The 20652-nt window shown below is 68.3% G+C and carries 15 protein-coding genes and 1 pseudogene; 4 read left to right on the top strand and 12 right to left on the bottom strand.

Going from position 1 to position 20652, the window contains the following annotated elements:
• Positions 1-23: 23 nt before the first annotated feature.
• Positions 24-654: pseudogene (locus WME82_RS06365) on the top strand (ABC transporter ATP-binding protein); the annotation flags it as partial.
• A 350-nt stretch (positions 655-1004) separates the two neighbouring features.
• On the opposite strand, the gene WME82_RS06370 reads toward WME82_RS06365, so the two are convergent.
• The 6 genes from WME82_RS06370 to WME82_RS06395 are packed head-to-tail and all read right to left on the bottom strand — an operon-like array spanning position 1005 to position 8622.
• Positions 1005-2177, bottom strand: a complete 1173-nt coding sequence (locus WME82_RS06370; RefSeq protein WP_438042082.1) for a hypothetical protein — start codon at positions 2175-2177, stop codon at positions 1005-1007.
• Positions 2165-4360 carry a Piwi domain-containing protein gene (locus WME82_RS06375; protein ID WP_438042083.1) on the bottom strand — a complete coding sequence of 732 codons (2196 nt, stop codon included), beginning with the start codon at positions 4358-4360 and terminating at the stop codon, positions 2165-2167. The genes WME82_RS06370 and WME82_RS06375 overlap by 13 nt, the downstream gene beginning before the upstream one ends.
• A complete protein-coding gene (locus WME82_RS06380) occupies positions 4348-6159 on the bottom strand; it encodes an ADP-ribosylglycohydrolase family protein (RefSeq protein WP_438042084.1) in 1812 nt (603 codons plus the stop codon). The genes WME82_RS06375 and WME82_RS06380 overlap by 13 nt, the downstream gene beginning before the upstream one ends.
• Positions 6156-6857, bottom strand: coding sequence for a DarT ssDNA thymidine ADP-ribosyltransferase family protein (locus WME82_RS06385; protein ID WP_438042085.1), 702 nt, complete (start codon positions 6855-6857; stop codon positions 6156-6158). The genes WME82_RS06380 and WME82_RS06385 overlap by 4 nt, the downstream gene beginning before the upstream one ends.
• A complete protein-coding gene (locus WME82_RS06390) occupies positions 6854-8257 on the bottom strand; it encodes a 3'-5' exonuclease (RefSeq protein WP_438042086.1) in 1404 nt (467 codons plus the stop codon). Before WME82_RS06390 ends, WME82_RS06385 begins: the two co-directional genes overlap by 4 nt.
• The gene (locus WME82_RS06395; RefSeq protein ID WP_438044864.1) at positions 8254-8622 is read right to left on the bottom strand and encodes a M48 metallopeptidase family protein; all 369 of its coding nucleotides are present in this window, start codon (positions 8620-8622) and stop codon (positions 8254-8256) included. Before WME82_RS06395 ends, WME82_RS06390 begins: the two co-directional genes overlap by 4 nt.
• A 1242-nt stretch (positions 8623-9864) precedes the next feature.
• Between WME82_RS06395 and WME82_RS06400 the strand changes: the two genes are divergently transcribed.
• Positions 9865-10710, top strand: coding sequence for a hypothetical protein (locus tag WME82_RS06400; protein WP_438042087.1), 846 nt, complete (start codon positions 9865-9867; stop codon positions 10708-10710).
• Between the two features lie 203 nt (positions 10711-10913).
• On the opposite strand, the gene WME82_RS06405 is transcribed toward WME82_RS06400, so the two are convergent.
• From WME82_RS06405 to WME82_RS06425, 5 genes are all read right to left on the bottom strand, one after another.
• Positions 10914-12017: a hypothetical protein gene (locus WME82_RS06405; protein ID WP_438042088.1), complete on the bottom strand. Its 1104-nt coding sequence runs from the start codon at positions 12015-12017 to the stop codon at positions 10914-10916.
• 186 nt (positions 12018-12203) lie between these two features.
• Entirely contained in the window at positions 12204-13370 is a 1167-nt protein-coding gene (locus WME82_RS06410) for a hypothetical protein (RefSeq protein ID WP_438042089.1), read from the bottom strand.
• Entirely contained in the window at positions 13367-14815 is a 1449-nt protein-coding gene (locus tag WME82_RS06415; protein ID WP_438042090.1) for a sigma factor-like helix-turn-helix DNA-binding protein, read from the bottom strand. The genes WME82_RS06410 and WME82_RS06415 overlap by 4 nt, the downstream gene beginning before the upstream one ends.
• 389 nt (positions 14816-15204) lie before the next feature.
• Complete coding sequence (locus WME82_RS06420) at positions 15205-16098, bottom strand: hypothetical protein (protein WP_438042091.1); 894 nt, start codon at positions 16096-16098, stop codon at positions 15205-15207.
• Between the two features lie 365 nt (positions 16099-16463).
• Complete coding sequence (locus tag WME82_RS06425; RefSeq protein WP_438042092.1) at positions 16464-17156, bottom strand: O-methyltransferase; 693 nt, start codon at positions 17154-17156, stop codon at positions 16464-16466.
• Positions 17157-17367: 211 nt separating this feature from the next.
• Between WME82_RS06425 and WME82_RS06430 the strand changes: the two genes are divergently transcribed.
• Together WME82_RS06430 and WME82_RS06435 are read left to right on the top strand one after the other, a co-directional pair.
• Positions 17368-18324, top strand: a complete 957-nt coding sequence (locus tag WME82_RS06430) for a LysR family transcriptional regulator (RefSeq protein ID WP_438042093.1) — start codon at positions 17368-17370, stop codon at positions 18322-18324.
• 207 nt (positions 18325-18531) lie between these two features.
• A complete protein-coding gene (locus tag WME82_RS06435) occupies positions 18532-19596 on the top strand; it encodes an NAD(P)-dependent alcohol dehydrogenase (RefSeq protein WP_438042094.1) in 1065 nt (354 codons plus the stop codon).
• A gap of 34 nt (positions 19597-19630) precedes the next feature.
• Here WME82_RS06435 and WME82_RS06440 read toward each other — a convergent pair whose 3' ends face one another.
• Positions 19631-20590, bottom strand: coding sequence for a LysR family transcriptional regulator (locus tag WME82_RS06440; protein WP_438042095.1), 960 nt, complete (start codon positions 20588-20590; stop codon positions 19631-19633).
• Positions 20591-20652 lie beyond the last annotated feature (62 nt).

The following is a 20652-nucleotide window of genomic DNA, read 5'->3' on the forward strand; positions in this document are numbered from 1 at the left end:
GGTGAAGGAAATACGGCCAGGCCGTCGTCACGCGCGCTCTCGATGGAGTCGATCTCCGCATCGAGAAGGGCGAGTTCGCCGCGCTGATCGGTCCGTCCGGCTCCGGCAAGAGCACCCTGCTCAACATCATCGGCCTGCTCGATCGGCCGACGCGCGGGCGCGTGGTCGTCGACGGCAAGGACACGACGGGGCTCGACGAGGCGAGCCTCACCAGGCTTCGTGCGCGGACGCTCGGCTTCGTATTCCAGTTCCATCACCTCTTGCCGATGTTCACCGCGCTCGAGAACGTCATGCTGCCCGCCTGGGGCGACGAAGGCTTCCCTTCGTCGGCCATGAAGGCGCGCGCGGTCGAGCTGCTCGGAGCGGTGGGGCTCGCCGACCGGATGAACTTCAGGGCGACCGCGCTCTCGGGCGGCCAACAGCAACGCGTGGCCATCGCGCGCGCTGTCGCGCCGACCGCCGCTCATCCTGGCCGACGAGCCGACAGGGAACCTCGACACCGAGTCGTCGGCCGAGGTCTTCGCGTTGATGCGCCGATTCAACCGCGAGCTCGGCACGACGTTCCTCGTCGTCACCCATGATCCGCGCATCGCCGAGCAGTGCGACCGCGTCATCGAGATCGTCGACGGGCGCATCGCCAACGACCGCGCATGACGGTCATCCAGGCCCCAAGGTTAGAGAAATTGTCGCCTGACCTGATCCGCTTACGGCGGATCACGTCACCGGGGCCGGGGAGCGGAGACAGGCTTTGAGGTGAAAGAGTCGGCCTGTCTCACCCGATGTTGGCACAGAGGGGATGAGCGCGTTCTGGACGGCGTTCGCGCTCTCGGTTCTGTCCTCCGGAAGAGAGACGCCGAGAGCGTCTAACAGCAGAAGCCTTCGGGCGGGACGGAGCAGCTGACATTTAACTGGCTACGGGCGAAGACGAGCACGTGCAGCGCCCACGTTGGCGCGTGGCACGGGCCTGTTATTGAACGCCGGGGCACTGCTGTCCCGCGTGGGGCTCACGTCGGCGCGCCCTCTCCTTCGGCGTCCGTTGTGGCGACCTCGGTCATGTGCCCTGGGCGGCTCACGATGATGGCATCGACGACGCGCGCGTACTTCCGCATGCCCTCGCGGATGATCGCGTGGTCCTCGGAGTGGGCGCTGTTGTCCCAGACGAACACGAGCAGCCGATCGTAGAAGCCGGGCATCGTGAAGTAGTTGGAGTTGTCCTGCGCGATCTCGTTCACCGTCTCCTTCAGCGCGCTCCGCGTTCGAGCGAACTTCGCTTCAATGAGGAGCCGGAGCGATGGGATGCCGAAGTCGACTCGGGGCTGGATCGGACCGACCTGCGGCGCGTACTCCTCGCGCCTCAAGTCAGGGAAGATCGGAGCGAGCATCGCCCAGAGCAGCGCCTGCACGTGGTACTCGTTGTCGACGTGCCACTTCGCCGCGCGGCTGTTCTTCGTCTTCGGCTTGTCCTCCCAGGGCCATTGCTGAAGAGCACGTGGCGCTTCGGCGAGTAGCCGCGCGACCATCTCCGGCGTTGCCTGTCCCGGCAGAGCAATCGGTGCCGCACGTCGCGTCCAGTTGAGGGCCGCGAGCATCACCTGCGCGTGAAAAGCATCGTCGGGGAGTTCGTCGCTCTTCAAGCGCTCCAGCAGCGTCGTCGCATCAGCGTCGGAACTCGTGGCCACGCCGCGTGCGGCCAGCGCGAGACGGAGCTCGACGGCGCCGGACGTTGCATCGCCACGACCGGCACGGCCACCATCGCCAAGCCACCCGGGAGCGACCGTCTCCTTGGATCGCACGAGCACTTGTTCGTGCCAAGTCGCGAGCCAGGGGCGCTCGCGAGCGGCGAGGCCGAGGATGACGTGCGCAAGCCCATCGGAAATGACCGGCGCTGGAACGCCAGCGCGCTCAAGCGCGACTTCGACGAGCCATCGGAGCCCTTCGTCGAGGTTCGACTTGTCCACCTCCCACCCTGCCGCCTCCACGAGACATGCCAGAGCGACATGCTCATACTGGCGCAGAGGGTGCGTGAGCGCGTCCACGAGTGCCGACGGCGGTAGCTCCGCTCGCAACCACGCGACGAAGGCGGCCTCGAGCAGCGAAAGGTCGCCAGTTTGCGCGGTGAGCCGGAGCGCTGCCTCGGCCTCGCGAAGAAGGATGCCGGTTGCCGTCACAGGAACCACCTCGACGTTCCTACGTCCCCGCGAAGGACGTCCGGGTCCCAACGAGACAGGCTTCCAAGTCTGCCCAGGAGATCGGCGATCAGCTCCGCGTACAGTACCGTGATGGGCACGGACGTCGGGGTGAAGTTGCGCCACGAGAGCGCCGCGAACGCGATGGCTTGCTCGCTGAGGTAGTCGAGCTTCGTGAACGTCGAGCCTTCTTGGAGCTTGATGCAGACCGGGCGCGGAAACCCGACGCGGTCGTTGCGGATCTCGTTTGGCCCGAGAACTGCGACGAGAGCTTCGTAGCGGCCCAGTTGAACGACGGCCCCTCGCGGTGGAATCTGCTGCTGCTCGCTCGGGTCGAAGAGCAGGATGGGATGCTGCTCGGCGAGGTGAAGGAACGCGAAGTCGACCTTCAGCTCGGAGCCAGCAGCGGCCAGCACGGCGCTCTTCAGCGCGTCGATGTGCTTCCGTCTGAGGTCTTTGAAGCTGTGCAGAACGATGCGGACCGGGTCGCCCGTTCGCCAAGCCATTTCAGTTCGCACACGCTTGAATGCCGCGACCGCGCTCTCGACGACCGCGCCCTCGTGCTCCTCGTACTTCACCGTGCGCGAGGTCTCGGTCAGGTAGTACCTGCCATCGCCGCTGAACGCGGTGGTGAGACCGACGACGCGGTCGCGAGCGCCAAAACGGCTCGTTCCTAGGCTCGCACTGCCCAAGCCGAGAATCAGCTCATGCTCCTTAGTCTTGGTCTGGAGGAGCCAAGGAACACCTCCGAGCTTCGCGAAGACCTGAAGGCCGATCCCACCTAGCGCCCACTGTCGCTGGCTGGTCGGCTTCTTCATGGTTTCGACGCGGAACTCCTGCACGGGAACGTTGCGCGCGAGGAACTTCGCCTTCGTGACGAGGTAAGGATTCTCGTCGCCGTGAGCGTCCTGGGTATCGCTCGGCACTTGGACGAGCGCGAGCTGCCACCTCGAGCCTTCGTCGACTGACGCCTGGAACGCCTTCTCGTAGTCGGTCGCCGAGCTGCTCGCCGCCTCGAAGATCGTGAACGAAACCGCGCCAAGCTTCCACGTCTGCCTCAGAGGGCGATGCGAGCCCTCGCCATCGCTCAACGCGGTCAGGAACGCCTCCACCTCGCGGCGCCGAGCTCGCTCGCAGATGACGCAAGCCCGAATGCTGTTCCGCGCGCTCGCGGGCACGTGAACCGGCCCGGACTTGAAGAGTCCGCGCGTTGAGTCGGCTTCCTTGTTGCCCCCTACGATGTACCGAGGGAGCGCTGCTGTCGTCTGCCCGAGTTCGAGCCCGGTCACCCAGTCGCCAAGTCGCGCGCGCACGCCCGGCGCAATCTCGAAGCTGCCCTCGGCGAGGCGCCCCACGAACTTCGAGATGCGGTCCCATCGCTGGCTTCCCGTCGCGAGCAGATTCCGCTCATCCGACAGCTCTTCGTGTGCTTCGGCGCCGACGTAGTGCGCGACCAGACGAGGGAGCGCTGCCGGACCAAGATCCAGCGCCAGGGCCGACGCCTCGTACTGCGTTCGTTCGCTGCGCCGATCAGATCCGAGATGCACCGTCATCCCATCGACTCGAACTACCTGCCCGATCATCGTGGGGCGCCCATGCTTCGCGTCCGCAGGATCGAGACTGAGCACGTAGAGACCGCGAAGGTCGAACCCGTCAGAGATGAGGTCCGCGCACGTGGCGTCCCCCAAGTCCGAGTGCGTGATCGCGTCTACAACGAGCGCAGGTGCCGGACCTGCCTTCCGATAGACAGTGCGAGCTTCGATGCGGAAGCCCCGTCGCACATGAAGAGGGAAGCATCCCTGCGTACGTCGACCGAAGAGGGTGTTCGCGACATCGTTCTTGGGTTCGAGGGACACGATCGTTAGCGGCTTGCGACGAACGAGCGCGATCTTCGGCTTGATGACGTATCGCTCGAAGCCGCGCTCGACGAGCGCGTTGAGCAGCTTGCCAATGTCACGCACCGATCGCTTCTCGAACGCCATATCGAGCAGCTCGGCCATCGAATTGGTTCGTACCGCTTCGAGAGAATCGCCCCGCCGCCGGAAGACGTAATCGTTCCCGTGCGCGTCCTCGAGCGCACGATGGCGCTCTTTGTTGTAGGTCGCGAGCTTGCCGACGTCGATCTCTGCGTCGTCGACATCCACGAGAACGAAGTTGGTCTTCAGCGCCCCCAAGTCTTCTCCTTCGACAAGCGCTTCTCGATCACCTCCACGACGTTCCCGTCAGGATCGAGGCAGTGGAACGAGAGTTCGCCCCAGGGAAGTGGCACGATCGGGTGGACCGGCCCACCGAACGCGGATATACGCGCATGCGCTGCGCGAATGTCGTTGACGTGCAACTCAACGCGGTTCCTGCGGTTCGCGGGCTCCAGTGCGACAAGCCCACCCGAGAGTTCGACCGCCGTCTGCGCATCGACCAGGGAAAGCGCGCCGAACTGCACGAAGCGATTGCTCTTCCTCGCATGCGCGAGCCCGAGTCGTTCATAGAACGCAGTTGATGCTGCGAGGTTCGAGACCGTCAGCTTCACGCCTCCGGCACGCCCCTCGAGCTTCTCCTCGATGCGCGCCGGAGGCTGCTTCGCGGGAGGTTCTGAAGGTCGGCGCTGCGTGGCAGCCTGCGCCGTCTCCTCCTTCGAGTTCTTCCCGATCTTCGTGACGTACAGCGTCTGCCCATCCGACATCGCGAGTTGCCAGCCAGCCACGTTGATCGATGGCGTCGAAGGAGTGAGCCGATAGATGTCCACGACTCGCGCCCGCCGCGCGCCGCCGAAGTCGAGGTCGCCCGCGTGCCCTCGGACGAGGCTGTTAATGATGGTGTCGAGCGCCTTCGCCGTGACCGGAGGATGCTCGGGCGTCGCTCCCTCCGGCGTTGCTCGGGCCGCTACCTTATTCGCGATCTGACGAAGGTACTGGATGTCTTGCACCGCACCCCACTCGGGCGGCAGCCAGTCCGATCCCCCAAGCGCTCCGACAAGACCACCCGTCATCGCCGCGATCGTGTCTGTGTCCGAGCCAAGGGCGAATGCAGCCCGCAACACGCCCTGCAGCGGTTGCGCGGCATGGCGGGCAGCGAGGTAGGCCGCGGCCGCAGCGCTGATCGTGCCGGAGCCCTTCTCCTTACTGAACGCTCCCATGCGGTTTAGCACGTCGTCGTCGTCGGCGAGCGCGCCCTCCTCAAGCCCCTTGCGCGCGAGCTGGAGCAGTTGGCGCGTCTCTTCGACGACGCCGGCCCACAGCTTCTCGTAGTTGCGAAGCGAGCTGTTCGCCGCATCGAACCAATCCTTCTTCGCGGACGACGGTGCCGCCCCCCAAACCGATGGGGTGTCGAGCAAGGCCGTAAGGAGCTCGCCGAAGCCGACCGTGTGCTGAACGCGCAGGAGCCACCAGGCGGCATAGGCATACGCGGCAGCACCCACGAGCGCGCGCGGATGTCCATGGGTCGCGGTGCCGTCGACCAAGACGTCTTTGAGCAGCGCGCTCGGGTCATCGGCCTCCGCGTGGAAGACGGCGTGCGGGACGACGCGCATCGCAACGCCGTTGCCACCAGCCTCGAAGTAGCGCGCCACGCCCTCGACATCGGGCTGATTCCACGGCGCGACGCCGCGAACCCAGCTCGCTGCCGCTCGTTTCGTCGCGCCGCCACCGCCCCGCTCGTAGAGCGTCCAGAGGGGCAGCTCGTTCCTGGTGAAGTACGACCACCACGATGAGCCAGCCGTGAGGCGCGACCGTGCGATCGCCAGCGTGAGCTGCGTGTCGTCGCTGTACTCGCCCGCGCGGATGATCTCGGTGTGCGGGTAGAACCGCCCACCACTGCGCCGTTCCCAGTCCCGGAACGACGCAGTGGGCTGGATGCGGTGCTTGCGGCTGATGAATTCTTGCGGCCAACCGAGGGCATCGCCTGCAGCGAGCGCCGTGAACGCTCCTTCGACGCGAGATCGTGCGACTGCCGGCCGGTCCGTATTGCTGCTGCTCACAGTTGCCCTCCAAACTTGAACACCGTCTCCGACGGTGCGGTGCCGCTCAGGAGCCACGAGCTGAGCCTGTACGGATTGAAGAAGTCGGGTGCGATGACGATCGGCGGGATGTCCGCCTGAAGCTGTGTAAGCCTTGCGTGCTCGCGCTTGGCTTGAGGCTCAGAGGCGACGGCCACGCCAAGGATGTCTTCGCGCGCGACGCGATCGGGAATGAGCACCTCCGCCTGCTGGTCGGTGGTCAGCCACGTCGGCTGCGCTGCCTTGCGCGTAAACGTCTTGCCGTACGCCCCGGTCACCGACGGCGCGAACATCGAGTCGAAAGCGTGCTCGCCCTCCGCAACGCCGCTGCCGTAACCTGCTGCCGCGTTTCGCGCGGAGAACTTGGTTCCCGGCGTCCATAAGGGGTCCGGCTTGAGGAACAAGACGACCCAGTCAGCGAAGAGGCTCTCGTTCTCTCGCGCCTTCCGAAAGTACCAAGCGTTCGGGTACTGCACGGAGCAGCACACGTGGTCCGGGAACCCGTCGAGGCGCTGTGCGTCCGTCGCGTTGAAGACCGCCTTCTCATCCTCGCGAAGGCGAGCGGAGGACAGAACGCCGTTTGGATCGGTGGCGATGTGCACGAGGTTGCGGGAAGGTGTGAAGTGGCAGAGGCGCGAGATTCCGCGCGTTGTCACCTTCGCTCGAATCGAGGCGCTCATCGCTGGCTCCTTTGCAAGAGCCCGGCGGTGGTCGGCAGCAGCGGCGTCGAGTTGCCGGTATGCGTGATCACCAAGTTGGACTTGGCTCGGGTCACCGCGACGTAGAGGAGCTTCGTGTTGCGCGCGGCAGCGTCGTCAGGACCGAAGGCGGTGACATCGGGAGGATGCGGTAGCCGCGTGCTCGATGCGAAGGGCACCAGCACCGAGTCGAACTCCAGCCCCTTCGCCGAGTGGTACGTGCCGTAGAACAACCCCGGCCCTCGCGGCCATGCGTTGAGTTCTCGATGGAGCCGCGTCGGTGTAACCGAGACGAGGCGCGGAAGGAGTTGCTCAAGCTCCCTGTCCCGGAAGAGCACCGCGACCGTTCCCGTCTCGGCGAGCTTCTGCGCCCGCGCCGCAACGAACTGCATCTCCTCGGCCTCCGTCTTGAAGCCGACGAGGGCGGGCGGCGGACCATCGGCGGTCGGCGACTTAGGCTCGACGAGATCGGCGATGCCTCGGTAGTGACGAGACTTCGCAATCGCGAGAGCGAGCTGCGCGATCTGCTTGGTGTTCCGGTAGTTCTGCTCGAACTTCCAGATATCACGGTCCTGAACGTTGAGCCCCGCGCTGCGCCACGAGATCTTATGGCCGTAGATCTGCTGGGCCATGTCGCCGAAGAACGTGAGGCTGCCGTCGGCCGGGATTGCTGCGGCGAGCGACTGCAGCATCACGGGCGAGAAGTCCTGGCCCTCATCGATGATCACGTGCTTGTAGAAGCGTCGGGTGCTGTCATTCGCGAACTCTGAGACGACGGTCTGCGCGAGGTCGTCCCAGTCGTAGGGCTTGCCGTTCGCGTTCCGCAGCACCCGGTAATGCTCGTACGCCGTGAAGACCGCCGCTCGCTCGGACTGCGGAACACGAGCCCCCATGCGCCCGTCATCCTCCGCGTCGACGTAGTCGTCGGCCGAGCGAATGCCGTTCTGCGAGAGCCACTGGAATTCCTCGACGAGGAACTCGATTGGTAGGCCGAAGACGTGAGCGTTCCAGCCGGCCTGCTTCACGGCGTCGATGGCCTGCTGCCCGTAGGTGGCCGCAAGGTTCGGCGACGCGATGGCGTTGTTGGACATCTTGCCCCGATTCGCGAGGTAGCCGCGCGCGAAGTGGTGGTAGTTGCGCACGTCCACCTTGCCGAGGCCGGCGCCCAATGCTTGCAGGTATGCGACGAGGCACTTGTTAAACGTGACCAAGAGCGTGCGCCCGCCGTGATCTGTCGCCGGGTTGGCGAGGTACGCTGCACGGTGGATCGCCAGCGTGGTCTTCCCGCTGCCCGCGGTGCCCAGCACAACGGTGTGACCGGCTGCAGGCAGGGCCAGAACCTCTTTCTGACGGCCGACGGGACGTGGAAGCAGTGCGGTCATTGTCGAGCCTCTCGTGTTGCGTGGCGGGTTCCGTTGCGTCGGCGTGCGATTTCGGTGCGAGGCAGCACGCGCTGCTCCTCCAGCTCACGCCATCCAGGCACGTGCGCGCTCATGAGCGCCTTGAACAGACGCCCGTGGGTCGGCACGCGCAGGTGCAGCAGCTCGTGCGCGATGACAAAGTCCTGGAAGTGCGGGTCCTGGTCGACGAGGTCGCTCGCCAGCGTGACAGTGCCCGCCGACGAGCACGAGCCCCACTTCCGCCTCATGTCCTGCACGCGGATCACCCTCGGGTTCACGCGCAGTTTCACCGCCTCGGCCAAGGCCCGGCGTCGAAGTTCCTGCGTGGGGTAGAGGGAGCTCTTCATCATCGGCTACTCGGCGAGGAGCGTCGCAACGACTGGGTCGACGACGCGAGAGCGCTCGTCCTTCTGGAGCGCAAGCAAGGGTCGGTACCGGCTGGTGCGCAGACGACGCTGCTCGTCTGGGTTGATTGCTATATCGCTTCTTGCTGGTCAACCCCCTGGATTGCTGCTCTGATGTTCAGTGTGTGCTCGGCCCACGTTGCCGCGTGCGCGACAGCCCGGAGGGGCGGCTCGGCCCCGTCGACCGCTTCGAGCGCTAGGATGGCCTCCTGAAGATCGGGCGTGAAGAAGGACCAGGTAGAGCAGCTGCGTGACCCGCGCGCGTGAGCCCGAGCTTGCTCGCCACCGCGACCTCGTCGGCGACGAGGCCCCAGTCGATGGCACCCTGCAGGTCGTGCGCGAGAGCGAGCATCCGGGCGACCTTCGCGGGACGCCGGACCGGCTCGGGCTTCGGGGGGCAACGGCTGGTCGGTGAGGACCACGCGCGAGCTGCAACGGCTGAACAGCGTGCCCATAACGACGTGACGGTCCTGCGGCGTCGACGAGTCGGTGCTCGTCGTGCGGCGGTCTCCTGCGAGCGGGCGTCGGCGCTGAAGTTCACGACCTCGACGACGCCGGTCTCGTCCTTCACGCGCACCGTAGCGACGAGCGCACGCAGCAGGCTCCCGCGGCTCTCGGGCGTCATCAGGCTCCAGACGTTCGCGAAGTCGCGCAGCGCGCCGATCCTCCACGTCGCCTCCGCGTCGGCGGCCTCAAGGTCGGCGAGGTCGCGCTCGGTCTCGGCGAGCTGTCATGCGGCGGCGACGAGGCGATCGGCCTCGACGCGCAGCCCGGCCTCGGCGAGCTCGCCCGCGAACCGGGCATCCACGCGCAAGGCCCTCGGCGCCACCATGTGGCCCGTTGCCGGCACCCCCGCCGTTGGCGCCCCCGCCGTTCGCGCGCCCCGCCGTTCGCGCGCCCCGCCGTTCGGACGTCCTCCCCGCCCATCTGGACACCCCCACGCTTTATCTGAACATCCCGCCCTCCCATCTGGACAGGCGGTAGGCTCATCTGGATATGCCGCCCGCCCATCTGGACAGGGGTCGGGCTCATCTGGACATCCCACCCCGCCGCCTCACCTCCCGGCTCCCCCCACCCACGTCCAGATCCTGCTCCGTGCCGGACCTCTCCACGACCGAGCTCATCCTTGCCGCTTTGCGTCGTGGCCCGAGGGGCGCGGGTCGCAGGAGGAGGGGTCAAGCAGTCATGGCGAAGCAAGGACAGGACTTCGATCGCTGGGTCAAGGTCGCCGCCGGGTCGGAGCGGACCGACAACCCGCTGAACATTCCGTACGACATCGCTGTGCGCGAGGCGGTTGCCGCCGCGGCGTTCGTGAAGAAGTACTGGGAGCCCGACGGCGATCGCCCGGGCCTCAAGCGGGTCAAGAGCCGCCTGCCCGCATCGAGCGGCGAGGAGCTGCTCTCCATCGTGCACGCGGTGCAGGAGGCGCAGACGCGGCTGCTCCTCATCGTCGATCCGGCCGTGGCCGATCTCGGAGAGCGCGCCCGGTTCGTCGTCGATGAGCTCGAGTCGGCGCTCGAGTTCCTGCTCGACGACGATGTCGACGAGCCCGCCGACGCGCAGCTCGCGCGCATCAAGGAGTTCCACGCGCAGGACGGCCAGCGCTCGAGCGCCCTCTCCCAGGCGCTCCGCGATTACGCGGGGCTCGCGGAGTCGCTCAAGGACCGCCTGGTCGAGGCGGACGAGGCGTTCGACGTGCGCCTCATCGTCGAGGCCAGGAAGCTCGCGGAGGATCTGCAACGGCGGGCACTGGAAGCGGCCCCCGAGGCCGGCGCCTCGACCGCCGCGACCACGATCCGCAACCAGCTCCTGCACCTCATGGTCGGGCGCGTCGGCGCCATCCGGAAGACCGCGGCCCACGTCTTCCGGCGCCACCCCGAGATCGCCCGCGAGGTGACGAGCGCCTACGAGCGGCGCCGGCGTGCGGTGGCGCGGCGCGAGAAGGCCCGCAAGGCCACCGAGTCCGGCCAGGCCAACGGCAAGCCGGCGGCGACGCCCGCGCCCGCGACCCCCGCGCCCGCGACCTCCTAGGTATCGGCCGGCGCTCGGCCGCCGTCATCTCCGCCGGTTCGCCGTCCGCGCGGAAACTGCGCTCCGCGGCGCGTTCGCCCCCCATCCACCATCGCCCATCGCCGTTCGCAGCCATCTGAGACGACGCCGCCGGTTTGGGGGCGCCGGTAGCCGGTCGTTGCGCCGGGCCGCGGCTCGGCCGGGCGGCGGCGGCTCCGGCGAGCTCAGGCGATGCAGCAGAACGTGGACGGCTCGGCCGGCTGGAGCTCGCCGACGGGCTCGCCGCCCTGCGGCGCGCACGCGCCCGGCTCCACCGCCACGACCGCGGCCGACTTGCTGCCCAGGCCGACGCCGGGCGGTGTCACCCCGCAGAACGGAACGCTGGAGTCGACGAGGGTCGATGCGACCAGGTCCGTGCACGCCGCGTCGCGGTACACGGACGCCATGATCGTGCACGAGGCGCCGGTCGGCTCGCCGCAGCTGCATGGAGTGCAGTCGCGGCCGTCGAGCACGTCTTTATAGAAGACATGCCTCTGGGCGTAGCCCTTCGGACACTCGGCTTCGCCCTCGTGGTAGACGCAGGTCAGGAACCCGGGCGGCGCTGCCGGCGCGCACGTGGTCGCGTCGGCGCACGCGGTGTGCGCCCCGGCGACGCAGGCCGTCGCGCGCGTCGCCCACCAGAGCGCGTTCTGGGGGATGGGCTGCGGGGCTTCGATGCGCGGCGTACACGCGCCGGCCGTCATCGAGGGCGCCGCGATCGTCAGCGACTGCACGCAGGGCTCGCCGTTGCAGTCCTGATCGGCGGGGATCGCGGCATCGGCGGTGCAGGCGCCGTCCCATGCGTCGGGCGCGGCGAACGGCGTCGCGACGGCGTCGGGCTCGTCGCCGGCGCACGAGGACGACGATGCGGCCCACGCAGTGGGGAGCGCGCACGAGACCTCGGTCGGGTCGCATGCGCAGGTCGGGCACGCCTTCGGCATCTGCTGGAGATCAGCGAAGCCCTCGTACCCGCTCGTCGGTGCGTCAACGGGGCATTCGGGGGCAGCCTCCGGCGGGCCGAACCAGAGGAGCGCCGGGCCGGACCAGCCGAGCGGGGCGGGGGAGACGCACTGGCCGGAGCACAGCGCGCTGTGCTCCTCGCCGCCAGCGCCGCCCTGACCGCCGTCGCCGCCTTGACCGCCGTCGCCGCCCTGACCGCCGTCGCCGCCCTGACCGCCGTCGCCGCCTTGACCGCCGTATTTCTCGCACCACTCAGGATAGTGGGCGCGCTCTTCGTCCGTACATGGGCCATAGAGGATACCTGGCTCTTGGGTGCACCCAACGCTCAACAGCGCTCCTGTAAGGGCAACGCATGACACGCGCATGCGTGGAACCCTACTCGAACGATGGCCTTCGGCGCAAGGCGGGTATCGCCCTGCGAGCCTCGTAAGGTTTGAGCATTCGGCGGATTGAGGAAATTTTCTCATGCTTTCTCATCTTCGGGTACGGCAGATGTCCTTGCCGCCGGATCCCCGTCACAGGTTCAATTGTAGACCCATCCCGAACGCCACACCGAGCGCGGGAGCGCTCCAGGTCGCGCGTTCTGATTCGGCGATGTCTCCGCGGCGGAGGAGTGACCAGTCGACCAGGCGCTGAACGGCCTCGGTATACCCGTACCCAGAGAGGCTCTCTGAAAACGGCCACGTGACGCCCGCTCGCGCACCGATTCCGGCACGAAGACCCAGCAGGGATTCCGGGGTGATTGGAACCTCGGGCACCGCACGGAGCACGCCGAGCTCTCCGACGCCGCACGCGAAGAGAAAATGCCGGTGAAGGCACAAGGCAGCGTTCACGGTGAGCGCCGATGCCGTCACGCGCACGCTATCTACGTTTGTCGACAGTGACGAGAGCCCGCGGGCTTCCAGCGCGACCGACCATGCCGGCCAGCGTCCCGTGACCGCCAACGTCGGTCCAACCGCAACGCCGGGCGTCAGCCCCAGCGCCATCGTGGCGCCGGCGCCAACGCTCCACCGGAAGCGCTCCGCCGCAGCCTGCCCCGCACTGCTCGAGGGCGGCGCCCGCACGGATCGCAGCTCGCGCGCCGGCGCCGCCTTGCCCGGCCGGCGCGCGGGTGGCGCCTCGCTCGGCGGCAGCGCCGGCTGCCCCGCGCACGGGCGCTCGGGGGAGCATGGCGCCTCGGCCGGCGTCGCGGGCTCTTCCTGCGGGGCCGGCGTTGCCTGCGGCGGCGGGCGCTCGCCCGGGTCGTCGAGCTGCACGGCGATGGACAGGGCCACCATCGAAACCAGCGTCTTGCAGTCGCCGCGGGTCCTGTAGCCGTCGGTCCAGCGCAACCTGCCGCCGCGATCGCGAAGGTACATCGACGCAATGAGCTCGCCCTGCTCTTGTACTATCGACACCGCCATCGTGAGCGGAGCCTCCGCATCGAAGGGGTCGAAGCTCATGCGCCGGGCGATCTCCGCGCGCAGGAACTGCTCGTCGGGGCAGTGCTCTGTGCCCGGACCGCGCGTGAGATCGAGCCGCACGCGGGCCCGGCGCGGTCCGCGATCGGCCCGGACCGGCGTGGCCGCGAGCTGCGCGATGGCGACCGCGACCAGCGAGGCGAGCGTTGCGCGCCATGCCTGCTTTCCCCATCGCCGGCCGTTCGACGGGGGGCGCGCGCGTCGCGGCGGCTCTGCGCTCACGGCCGATCGTGCCCCGCCGTGCCGCCGGTCGTGGTGACCGGCAGCGCTCCTGCGCTCGACCGCAGCCGCTCGCGCAGCAACGTCAGCCGGCCGTGAGGAAACCGCTGAGCATGCGCATCAATGTGCTCCAGGGCGGCGGCTCGCTCGCCGTGCAACAGCGCCTGCCTGGCCGCATCGAGCAGCGCAAGCTCCTCGTCCAGCCGATCCTGGCTTTGGTCTGGGGGCGCCGGGGCGTACCTCGATCCTGCCGGCTTGCGCTGTCCTGGCCCATCGGTCGTCCGTGCCGCGGGCGCTCGGGGGCTCTGGGTGTCGTCAGGGCGCGTGGCGTCGTCGGCGCGCGGCGCTTCACCGAGAACGCTCCGGGGTCGCGGCTCCGGCGTCGGGGCCGGATGTGTGCTCCGCGCGACGAGGAGGGGTATCGCACCCGGGCCGAGGTGGCGCGCCCAGTCGACCGGTGCTCGAGCGAGCCAGGCGGCCAGGAGCACGCCGCCGGCGACGCCTGCCGCACCCCACCCGAGCGCCGGGCGAAGGGCCCGGGCGACCGGGCGCGCGAGGCGCACGAAGCGTGCTCGCCACCGTGTCCCATCGACGCGTGCTCCGGCGCTCGGCGCGGCCGGGTCGCTCGCGGGCAGGATCGTCTCGCGGAGCGAACGCAGCGAGGTCGCGGAGAACAGCGGGAGCACGAGGACGCTGGACCGGAGCGCCCGTCTCTCTTCGGGGCGCAGCCGCTTCTCGGCGGCGCGGTAGTCCCGGCGCGCGAGGCGCAGCCGGCTCGCGGCGGTGTGCTCGTTGAGCGAAAGGGCGCGCGCGATCTCGCGCATCGGGACATCGTACGCGTCGGCCAGGAGGAGGACGGCGCGGCGCTCGGGCGCGACCTCCGACAGGAGACGGATCGCGAGCGCGAGCCGCTCCTTCGCGGCGATGTGATGCTCGCTGCTCGCCGCGATGTCTGCCTCCTGGAAGCAAGCGGCGTCCGCGAGCCCTACAGGCACCTCGCGGCGCCGGTAGGCGCGCTCCAGGTGATGGCGGACCTGCCGCCAGGCGATCCCGAAGAGCCACGACGCCTCCGCCCTCCAGTGCTCGCCGAGGCGCTCCGGTCGCGCTGGATCGGGCATGCCCGTGGGTGTGCTGCGCGGCCGGGGAGGCGTGTCACCCGGTGCGCTGTCTGCGGCGACGACGGCGGCCTGCGCGGGCGCTGCGGCGTATCCCACGGTGTCTGGCGAGGCCACCAGGGCCGCGGCGCGCGCGCTGCTGGACCGCATCGGGTCGTACCGGGGGAAGCTGCGGTAGGCGCCCAGCAGGACGTCCTGGCACAGGTCGTCGAGGTCCTCCTCGGCGACCCCGAGGAACCGGAGCATACCAGGGAGGACATGAACGGCGGTTGTGTGCATGGATGTCCAGGCGCCGTGCTGGACCGGGTCGGCCGGAGGACGAGAAGGGCTCATGCTCAGAATTACGGGGCGTTTCTCGCAGCCGTCACAGAATCGGTCCGGGCCGAGGCCCCCTCCGACCCGATGCGGCCCCCCCTTCGACCCGGTGCGATCCCAGCTCGGACGAGGGGCGACCCCTCGACCGGGTGGGACGCCCGATGGGAGGGGAGCAGGTCCTCCAGCAGACCGGGGCGTCCATCTGCTGTGCGCCGCGTGGCGAACCTGCCCGACCCTCCGATCTTCCGGGAGTTCGATGTCGGCGCCCTGCGCCTCGAACGTCGTGATGTCACGATAGCGCGTGCGTGTGCTGGTTCCCCGTAAACGTGACGGCGGTGCGGGGACGATGACGTAGAAGGCGTGCCGGGCCGACGGGCCGAAATGCATGGATACCGGACCCGACTCGATCACCGACGCCGGGCAGCATCCTCAACGGCCCACGACGCCCGTAGCAGCTGGATCGCCGACCGCGGACGGCTCGTCGGAGCGCACCGCGCGAGGACAATCTTCCAGCCGTTCCGTGCGCTCACCGCCTCCGCGACGATGTCTGCGACCTCGCTCGCGTCCACCCGCTCTTCGGAGAGCGGCGCCGTCGCACCGTACTCCGCGGCGAGCGCACGGCGCTCGGCCGGGCCCTTGGCGCGCGCGAGGATGCACGCGTAGGCCTCGCACGAGTACGCGAACGTCTCGCGCTTGCGGTACTCGATGTCGAGGAGCCACTCCTTCGTCCGCGTCTCGCGAAGACCGACGGTCGCGCGCTTGCAGTTGTGGAAGATGTGCGCCGCCTCGTGAACGATGAAGTCGGCGAACGGATCGTCGTCCGCGAAGTACTCGGCCGAGACATAGCAGGTCGTCCCCTCGCTCAAGCCAACGAGGCGCGGCGCGTCCTCGCCGAGCAGATCCGCGCCGAGGCTCGCGAGGTACAGGTTGGCGAGCGTCCACGCCGAGCTGTCGTATCCATGCTCCAGCAAGAGCGGCTCGATGTTCGCGCTCGTGACGAACACGACCGACTTCTCGAGCGTCGCGAGCACCGCGTCCTGCTCGACCCGCGGGAACAGCCCCCGCACCATCGGCTCGACCTTGCCGCGCGTGATGGCGACGGCGTCGGCGTGCGGCAGGGATTCGTGCGAGAGTCCTTCGGCCCGCCGCCGCACCTCGCGAACGAGCGCGCCTCGGAGCTCCTCGTGGGCGCGGTTCGCACGCTCCATGAACTCGCCGGGCCATGCCGCGTTGTATGCGTCGGTCTCGCCGGTGCGGAGGTACCGCTCGACCTCGTCGGCGGCGCTGGGCACGTTGCTCACTGGCGCATTCTACTCGGGCAGCGCTTCCGGGCTGGCAGCAATCGACGCGGACGGTGCGCGCCGGGCGGCCGCTTTTGTGGCAAGGCGGCTATTCGACCCGATGCCGCGCGCGCCGAGCTTCAGAAGGAGACCTTGCCCGCAGCAAACCCCGCGATGAGCGGCATGGAGAGCGCGCCGCCGTGCCAGCGCTGATGCTCCACGGGGGCCTGCCGCCGCGGCTACCGCGCTCTGCGCGTGTGGGTGCCGCGGCTGTTCCAGGACCGCGCCATCGCCCGCGCCGGCAGCTCGTACGGCGTGAGCGTTGCGGATCCTACGAGGGAACCCGGGTGGCCCCATGACCCTGCAACGTGCCTCGGCCAGGGTGCTCAGCTCGTCCTGATCGTGAGCTCGTTGCCGCGTCCCGCGTCCAACGGGAGCGGCTGGGAGAGGTAGCCGTTCTGCGGGTCGCGCACGTAGTCGATATAGCCCGAGGCCTGCTCGAACGCGTTCTCGCCGATGATGATCGCGCCAGGCTTCAGATGCGGCTCGAGCAGCTTGAGGACGTCCAGATAAAGGGTGAAGGCGCCGTCGAGCAACACCATGTCGATGTCACCGCCGATACCCGACTTGAGGGTCTCTCGAGCATCACCGACCCGGAGCTCGACGATACCGGACAGCCCGGCGGCGGCGACGTTCGCCCGCGCCCGCTCGACCTTGCTGGGCACAAGGTCGGTCCCGATCAAGCGGCCGCCGCCCATATCGCGCAGCGCGGTCGCCAGATAGATCGTGGAGATCCCCATCGAGGAGCCGAACTCCACGATGCACTTGGCCTTGCATGCGCGGGCACACATGTAGAGGAAACGTCCAAGATCCGGGGAGACATTGAGGAAATTCTCCGCGAACCCGCGATACGTGCCTTTCAGATCGTCGGCTTCGTCCTTGAGGAGCTGGGTGATCATCTCTTCCCTGGTGGCCGCCTCGCTCGCTGCGCTGGCGGCCAGCGGCGCGTCCGCTGCCTCCGCTTCCCGATGAAGACGCTCGAGGACCTCTGCGACCTGGCCGTCGCTGATTGAATTCATATCTATAATCCATTTCCTTCTGAATGAACGGCCATGCGCGCGGCGCTTGGTCGTCGACTGGGTGACCAGGCGATTCCTTGCGACCTTCATGACCCTGCGTGATTGGTAACGTTTGACAACCGAGTCGTCCAGGACGATATTGGGCTCGATTTGAGACCTGCTGAGCATCGATGGGGGGCCGAGACCAGCCCTGGGATCGAGGACCAAACCGATGGAACTCCGTCACCTGCGCTACTTCATCACCATCGCCGAGGAGGAGAACTTCAGGCGCGCGGCAGAGAAGCTGCACGTATCGCAGTCGCCGTTGAGTCGTCAGATGCAGCAGCTCGAGGAGGAGATCGGCGCGGAGCTCTTCGAGCCATCGGGACGCGGCGTGAAGCTCACGCCCGCCGGGCGGCTGCTCCTGGACAGAGCGAAGACGATCCTCTCAGGCGTGGACGCTGCGGCGAAAGAGGCGCGGGAGACGGCCGAAGGCCAGATCGGGACGGTCACGATCGGCTTCGAGAGCGGCTCTGCGTATGTAGGGCCGTTGTCGACGATCCTCACGCGGTTTCGGGAGCAGGCGCCTCGAGTGAACGTGGAGCTCGTGCCCATGAGCAGCGCGCAGCAGTGGGACGCCTTGCGCGCGGGGCAGATCTCGCTCGGCTATGGGAACTACGTCCCGGATGACTCCTCGCTCCAGAGCGTCGTGCTTGCCCGGCATCGCCTGGGGATCATCGTGCCGGAGCAGCACCCTCTGGCGACCGAATCCATGATCAAAGTCAAGGACCTGGCGAACGAGCCCATGCTCATGGATCCGCGGAAGAGCAACCCTCGTTTGTATGACGACATCATCGCCGCCGTTCGCGCGCGCGGCGTGACCCTGAACGTGGCTTCGGAGATCCTCGACGGAGAAGCCCTGTTGACGCTCGTGGCGAGCGGCTTCGGATTGACCTTCGGCGCGGAGCCCGCGGCGCCCTTCCTCGCGGTCGGCACCGCGATCTGGAAGCCGGTCAGCGATCTCGGCCTGGAGATGCGCAACATTGCGATGTGGCGGCCCGACGCGCAGTCTGTCCTGCTCCGACCGCTCGTCGACCTGGTACGTGAATTCGGCGCCGCGCTTCGCGATCGGGAGATGGGACCGCGCAGACAGGAGAGCGAGCGCCGGCGGCGACCGCGACGCGGCTAGAAACAACGGGCCGAACGCTTCGAGGAGGGGGTCGCGCGGTGCGCTGCCTGCTAAATTAGCGTATTTGTTCGGATTTCTTCCCGTTTGGCGCTCTGGTTCACCGTCGACGCCGAGCGCATGATAGTGCTGCACGTGGCCCGGCAGCCGACGAGCGAGGCGGGCCTGCCCTCCCTCTTCCAGGAGCTCAAGCTCTTCCAGGAGTAAAAGATGACCGTGAAAGCCTTTGGTGCCCATGCCGCCGACAAGCCGCTGGAAGCGCTCGACATCTTTCGTCGCGCCCCGGGCGACCACGATGTGCAGATCGACATCGCCTACTGCGGTGTCTGCCACTCGGACTTGCACACCGTCCGAGGTGAATGGGCGGGCACGCTCTATCCGTGCGTTCCTGGGCACGAGATCGTGGGGCGGGTGTCCGCTGTGGGGGCCCAGGTATCTCGCTTCAAGAAGGGCGAGCTGGTCGGCGTCGGTTGCATCGTCGACAGCTGCGGCCGCTGCGCGTCCTGCACCGAGCACCTCGAGCAGTACTGCGAGAGGGGCATGACGCTCACCTACAACTCTCCGACCCCGGACGCCCCCGGGCACACGCTGGGCGGCTACTCCCAGCGGATCGTCGTCAACGACAAGCACGTTGTGAAGATCACCCATCGTGAGGATCAGCTGGCGGCCGTGGCCCCGCTGCTCTGCGCCGGCATCACCACCTATTCGCCGCTTCGGCACTGGAACGCCGGGCCCGGCAAGAAGATCGGCGTGGTGGGCATTGGCGGGCTCGGCCACATGGGCGTCAAGCTCGCCCACGCGATGGGCGCGCACACCGTCGCGTTCACGACGTCGGAGTCGAAGCGGCAAGACGCCAAGACCCTCGGCGCGGACGAGGTCGTTGTGTCGCGCAACGCGAACGAGATGGACGGCCACGCCGAGAGCTTCGACATGATCTTGGACACGGTCGCGGTGAGCCATGACCTCGACGCCTTCACGAGGCTGCTCAGGCGGGACGGCGCCCTGGTGCTCGTGGGCGTGCCGAAGGACCCCCACCCGTCGCCCGCCGTCTTCAACCTCGTGCTCAAGCGCAGGACGATCGCCGGGTCGACGATCGGCGGCATCGCCGAGACGCAGGAGATGCTCGATTTCTGCGCAGAGAAGGGGATCGTCGCCGACATCGAGGTGATTCCGATCCAGCGGATCGAACAGGCGTACGAGCGGATGCTCAAAAGCGACGTCAAGTATCGCTTCGTCATCGACACCGCCAGCCTGGCCGCCGGGCCACAGGGGTAAAGTCCTAGGTCATCGTCAAAGCTGAGGGGCGGCACTAGCCCCTTCGCCTCTTCCGTGGCTCGCGGCGCTGCCCAGCACGCCCGTTCCGCGCCACCGTCTCTTCCCCGCCTGCCACGACCTCCCGCACGCTGTCGCGCAACCAGCGGTGAGCTGGGTCCGCGTCCAGCCTCGGGTGCCACAGCAACGAGACGGTGATCTCCGGCGCGGCGAAGGGCAGCGCGAAGCTGAACAGGCCGTCGCGCAGGCTCCGGGTGTGGTGCTCCGGAACGGTGGCGATCAGGTCGGTCGCGCGCGCCAGGGCGATCGCGGTAGCGAACCCGCCGACGATGGTCACCACCTCGCGCGCCAGGCCGAGCGCGGCCAGGCTCTCGTCGATGCGGTCCTTGGCCACGCCGCGCCGCGAGAACACGACGTGGCGTCCGGCGGCGTAGCGCGCGGGCGTGATCTTCGCGTGGCCGAGGGGGTGGTCGCTGCGCACGACGCCGATGAGGCGGTCGCGGAAGAGCGCCTGCGTGCGCAGCTCGGGGCTGGTGTCTTCGTCGACGACGCCCGTCTCGAGATCGACGGCGCCAGTGCGCAGCGGCGCGCTGTCCTTGTCGGCCTTGGCCACGAAGCGCAACCGGACGCCTGGCGCCTCGGCACCGGTGCGCTCGATCAGGGCTGGACCGAAGCTCTCGACGAAGCCCTCGCTGGTGCGCAGCGTGAAGGTGCGCACCAGGCGCTTCAGGTCGAGCTTCTCGGCCGGCCGCAGGACGGCCTCGGCGCCCTGTACCAGGTGGCTCACGCGCTCGCGCAGCTCGAGCGCGCGTGGGGTCGGCACCAGGCCGCGTCCAGCGCGCACCAACAGGGGGTCGCCCAGGGTCTCCCGCAGGCGCGCGAGCGCCCGGCTCATCGCCGAGGGGCTCAGGCTCAGGCGTCGGGCGGCGCCGGTGACGCTGCCTTCCGTGAGCAGCACGTCGAGCGTCACGAGCAGGTTCAGATCAGGCAGCGACATGCCGCCAGGCTAGCAGAGGTCGGGGCGAACCATGGCGTCAGACGCACATAGTTGTTGCGATC

It is taken from the genome of Sorangium sp. So ce128 (genome assembly GCF_051525245.1).
GTDB lineage: Bacteria > Myxococcota_A > Polyangia > Polyangiales > Polyangiaceae > Sorangium > Sorangium cellulosum_B.

What these genes read in the sequence shown, in the direction of transcription:
- WME82_RS06435 (WP_438042094.1), top strand. Translation starts at nt 18,532, where the DNA reads ATGACCGTGAAAGCCTTTGGTGCCCATGCCGCCGACAAGCCGCTGGAA.
- WME82_RS06395 (WP_438044864.1), bottom strand. Translation starts at nt 8,622, where the DNA reads ATGAAGAGCTCCCTCTACCCCACGCAGGAACTTCGACGCCGGGCCTTG.
- WME82_RS06400 (WP_438042087.1), top strand. Translation starts at nt 9,865, where the DNA reads ATGGCGAAGCAAGGACAGGACTTCGATCGCTGGGTCAAGGTCGCCGCC.
- WME82_RS06415 (WP_438042090.1), bottom strand. Translation starts at nt 14,815, where the DNA reads ATGAGCCCTTCTCGTCCTCCGGCCGACCCGGTCCAGCACGGCGCCTGG.
- WME82_RS06430 (WP_438042093.1), top strand. Translation starts at nt 17,368, where the DNA reads ATGGAACTCCGTCACCTGCGCTACTTCATCACCATCGCCGAGGAGGAG.
- WME82_RS06390 (WP_438042086.1), bottom strand. Translation starts at nt 8,257, where the DNA reads ATGACCGCACTGCTTCCACGTCCCGTCGGCCGTCAGAAAGAGGTTCTG.
- WME82_RS06440 (WP_438042095.1), bottom strand. Translation starts at nt 20,590, where the DNA reads ATGTCGCTGCCTGATCTGAACCTGCTCGTGACGCTCGACGTGCTGCTC.
- WME82_RS06425 (WP_438042092.1), bottom strand. Translation starts at nt 17,156, where the DNA reads ATGAATTCAATCAGCGACGGCCAGGTCGCAGAGGTCCTCGAGCGTCTT.
- WME82_RS06385 (WP_438042085.1), bottom strand. Translation starts at nt 6,857, where the DNA reads ATGAGCGCCTCGATTCGAGCGAAGGTGACAACGCGCGGAATCTCGCGC.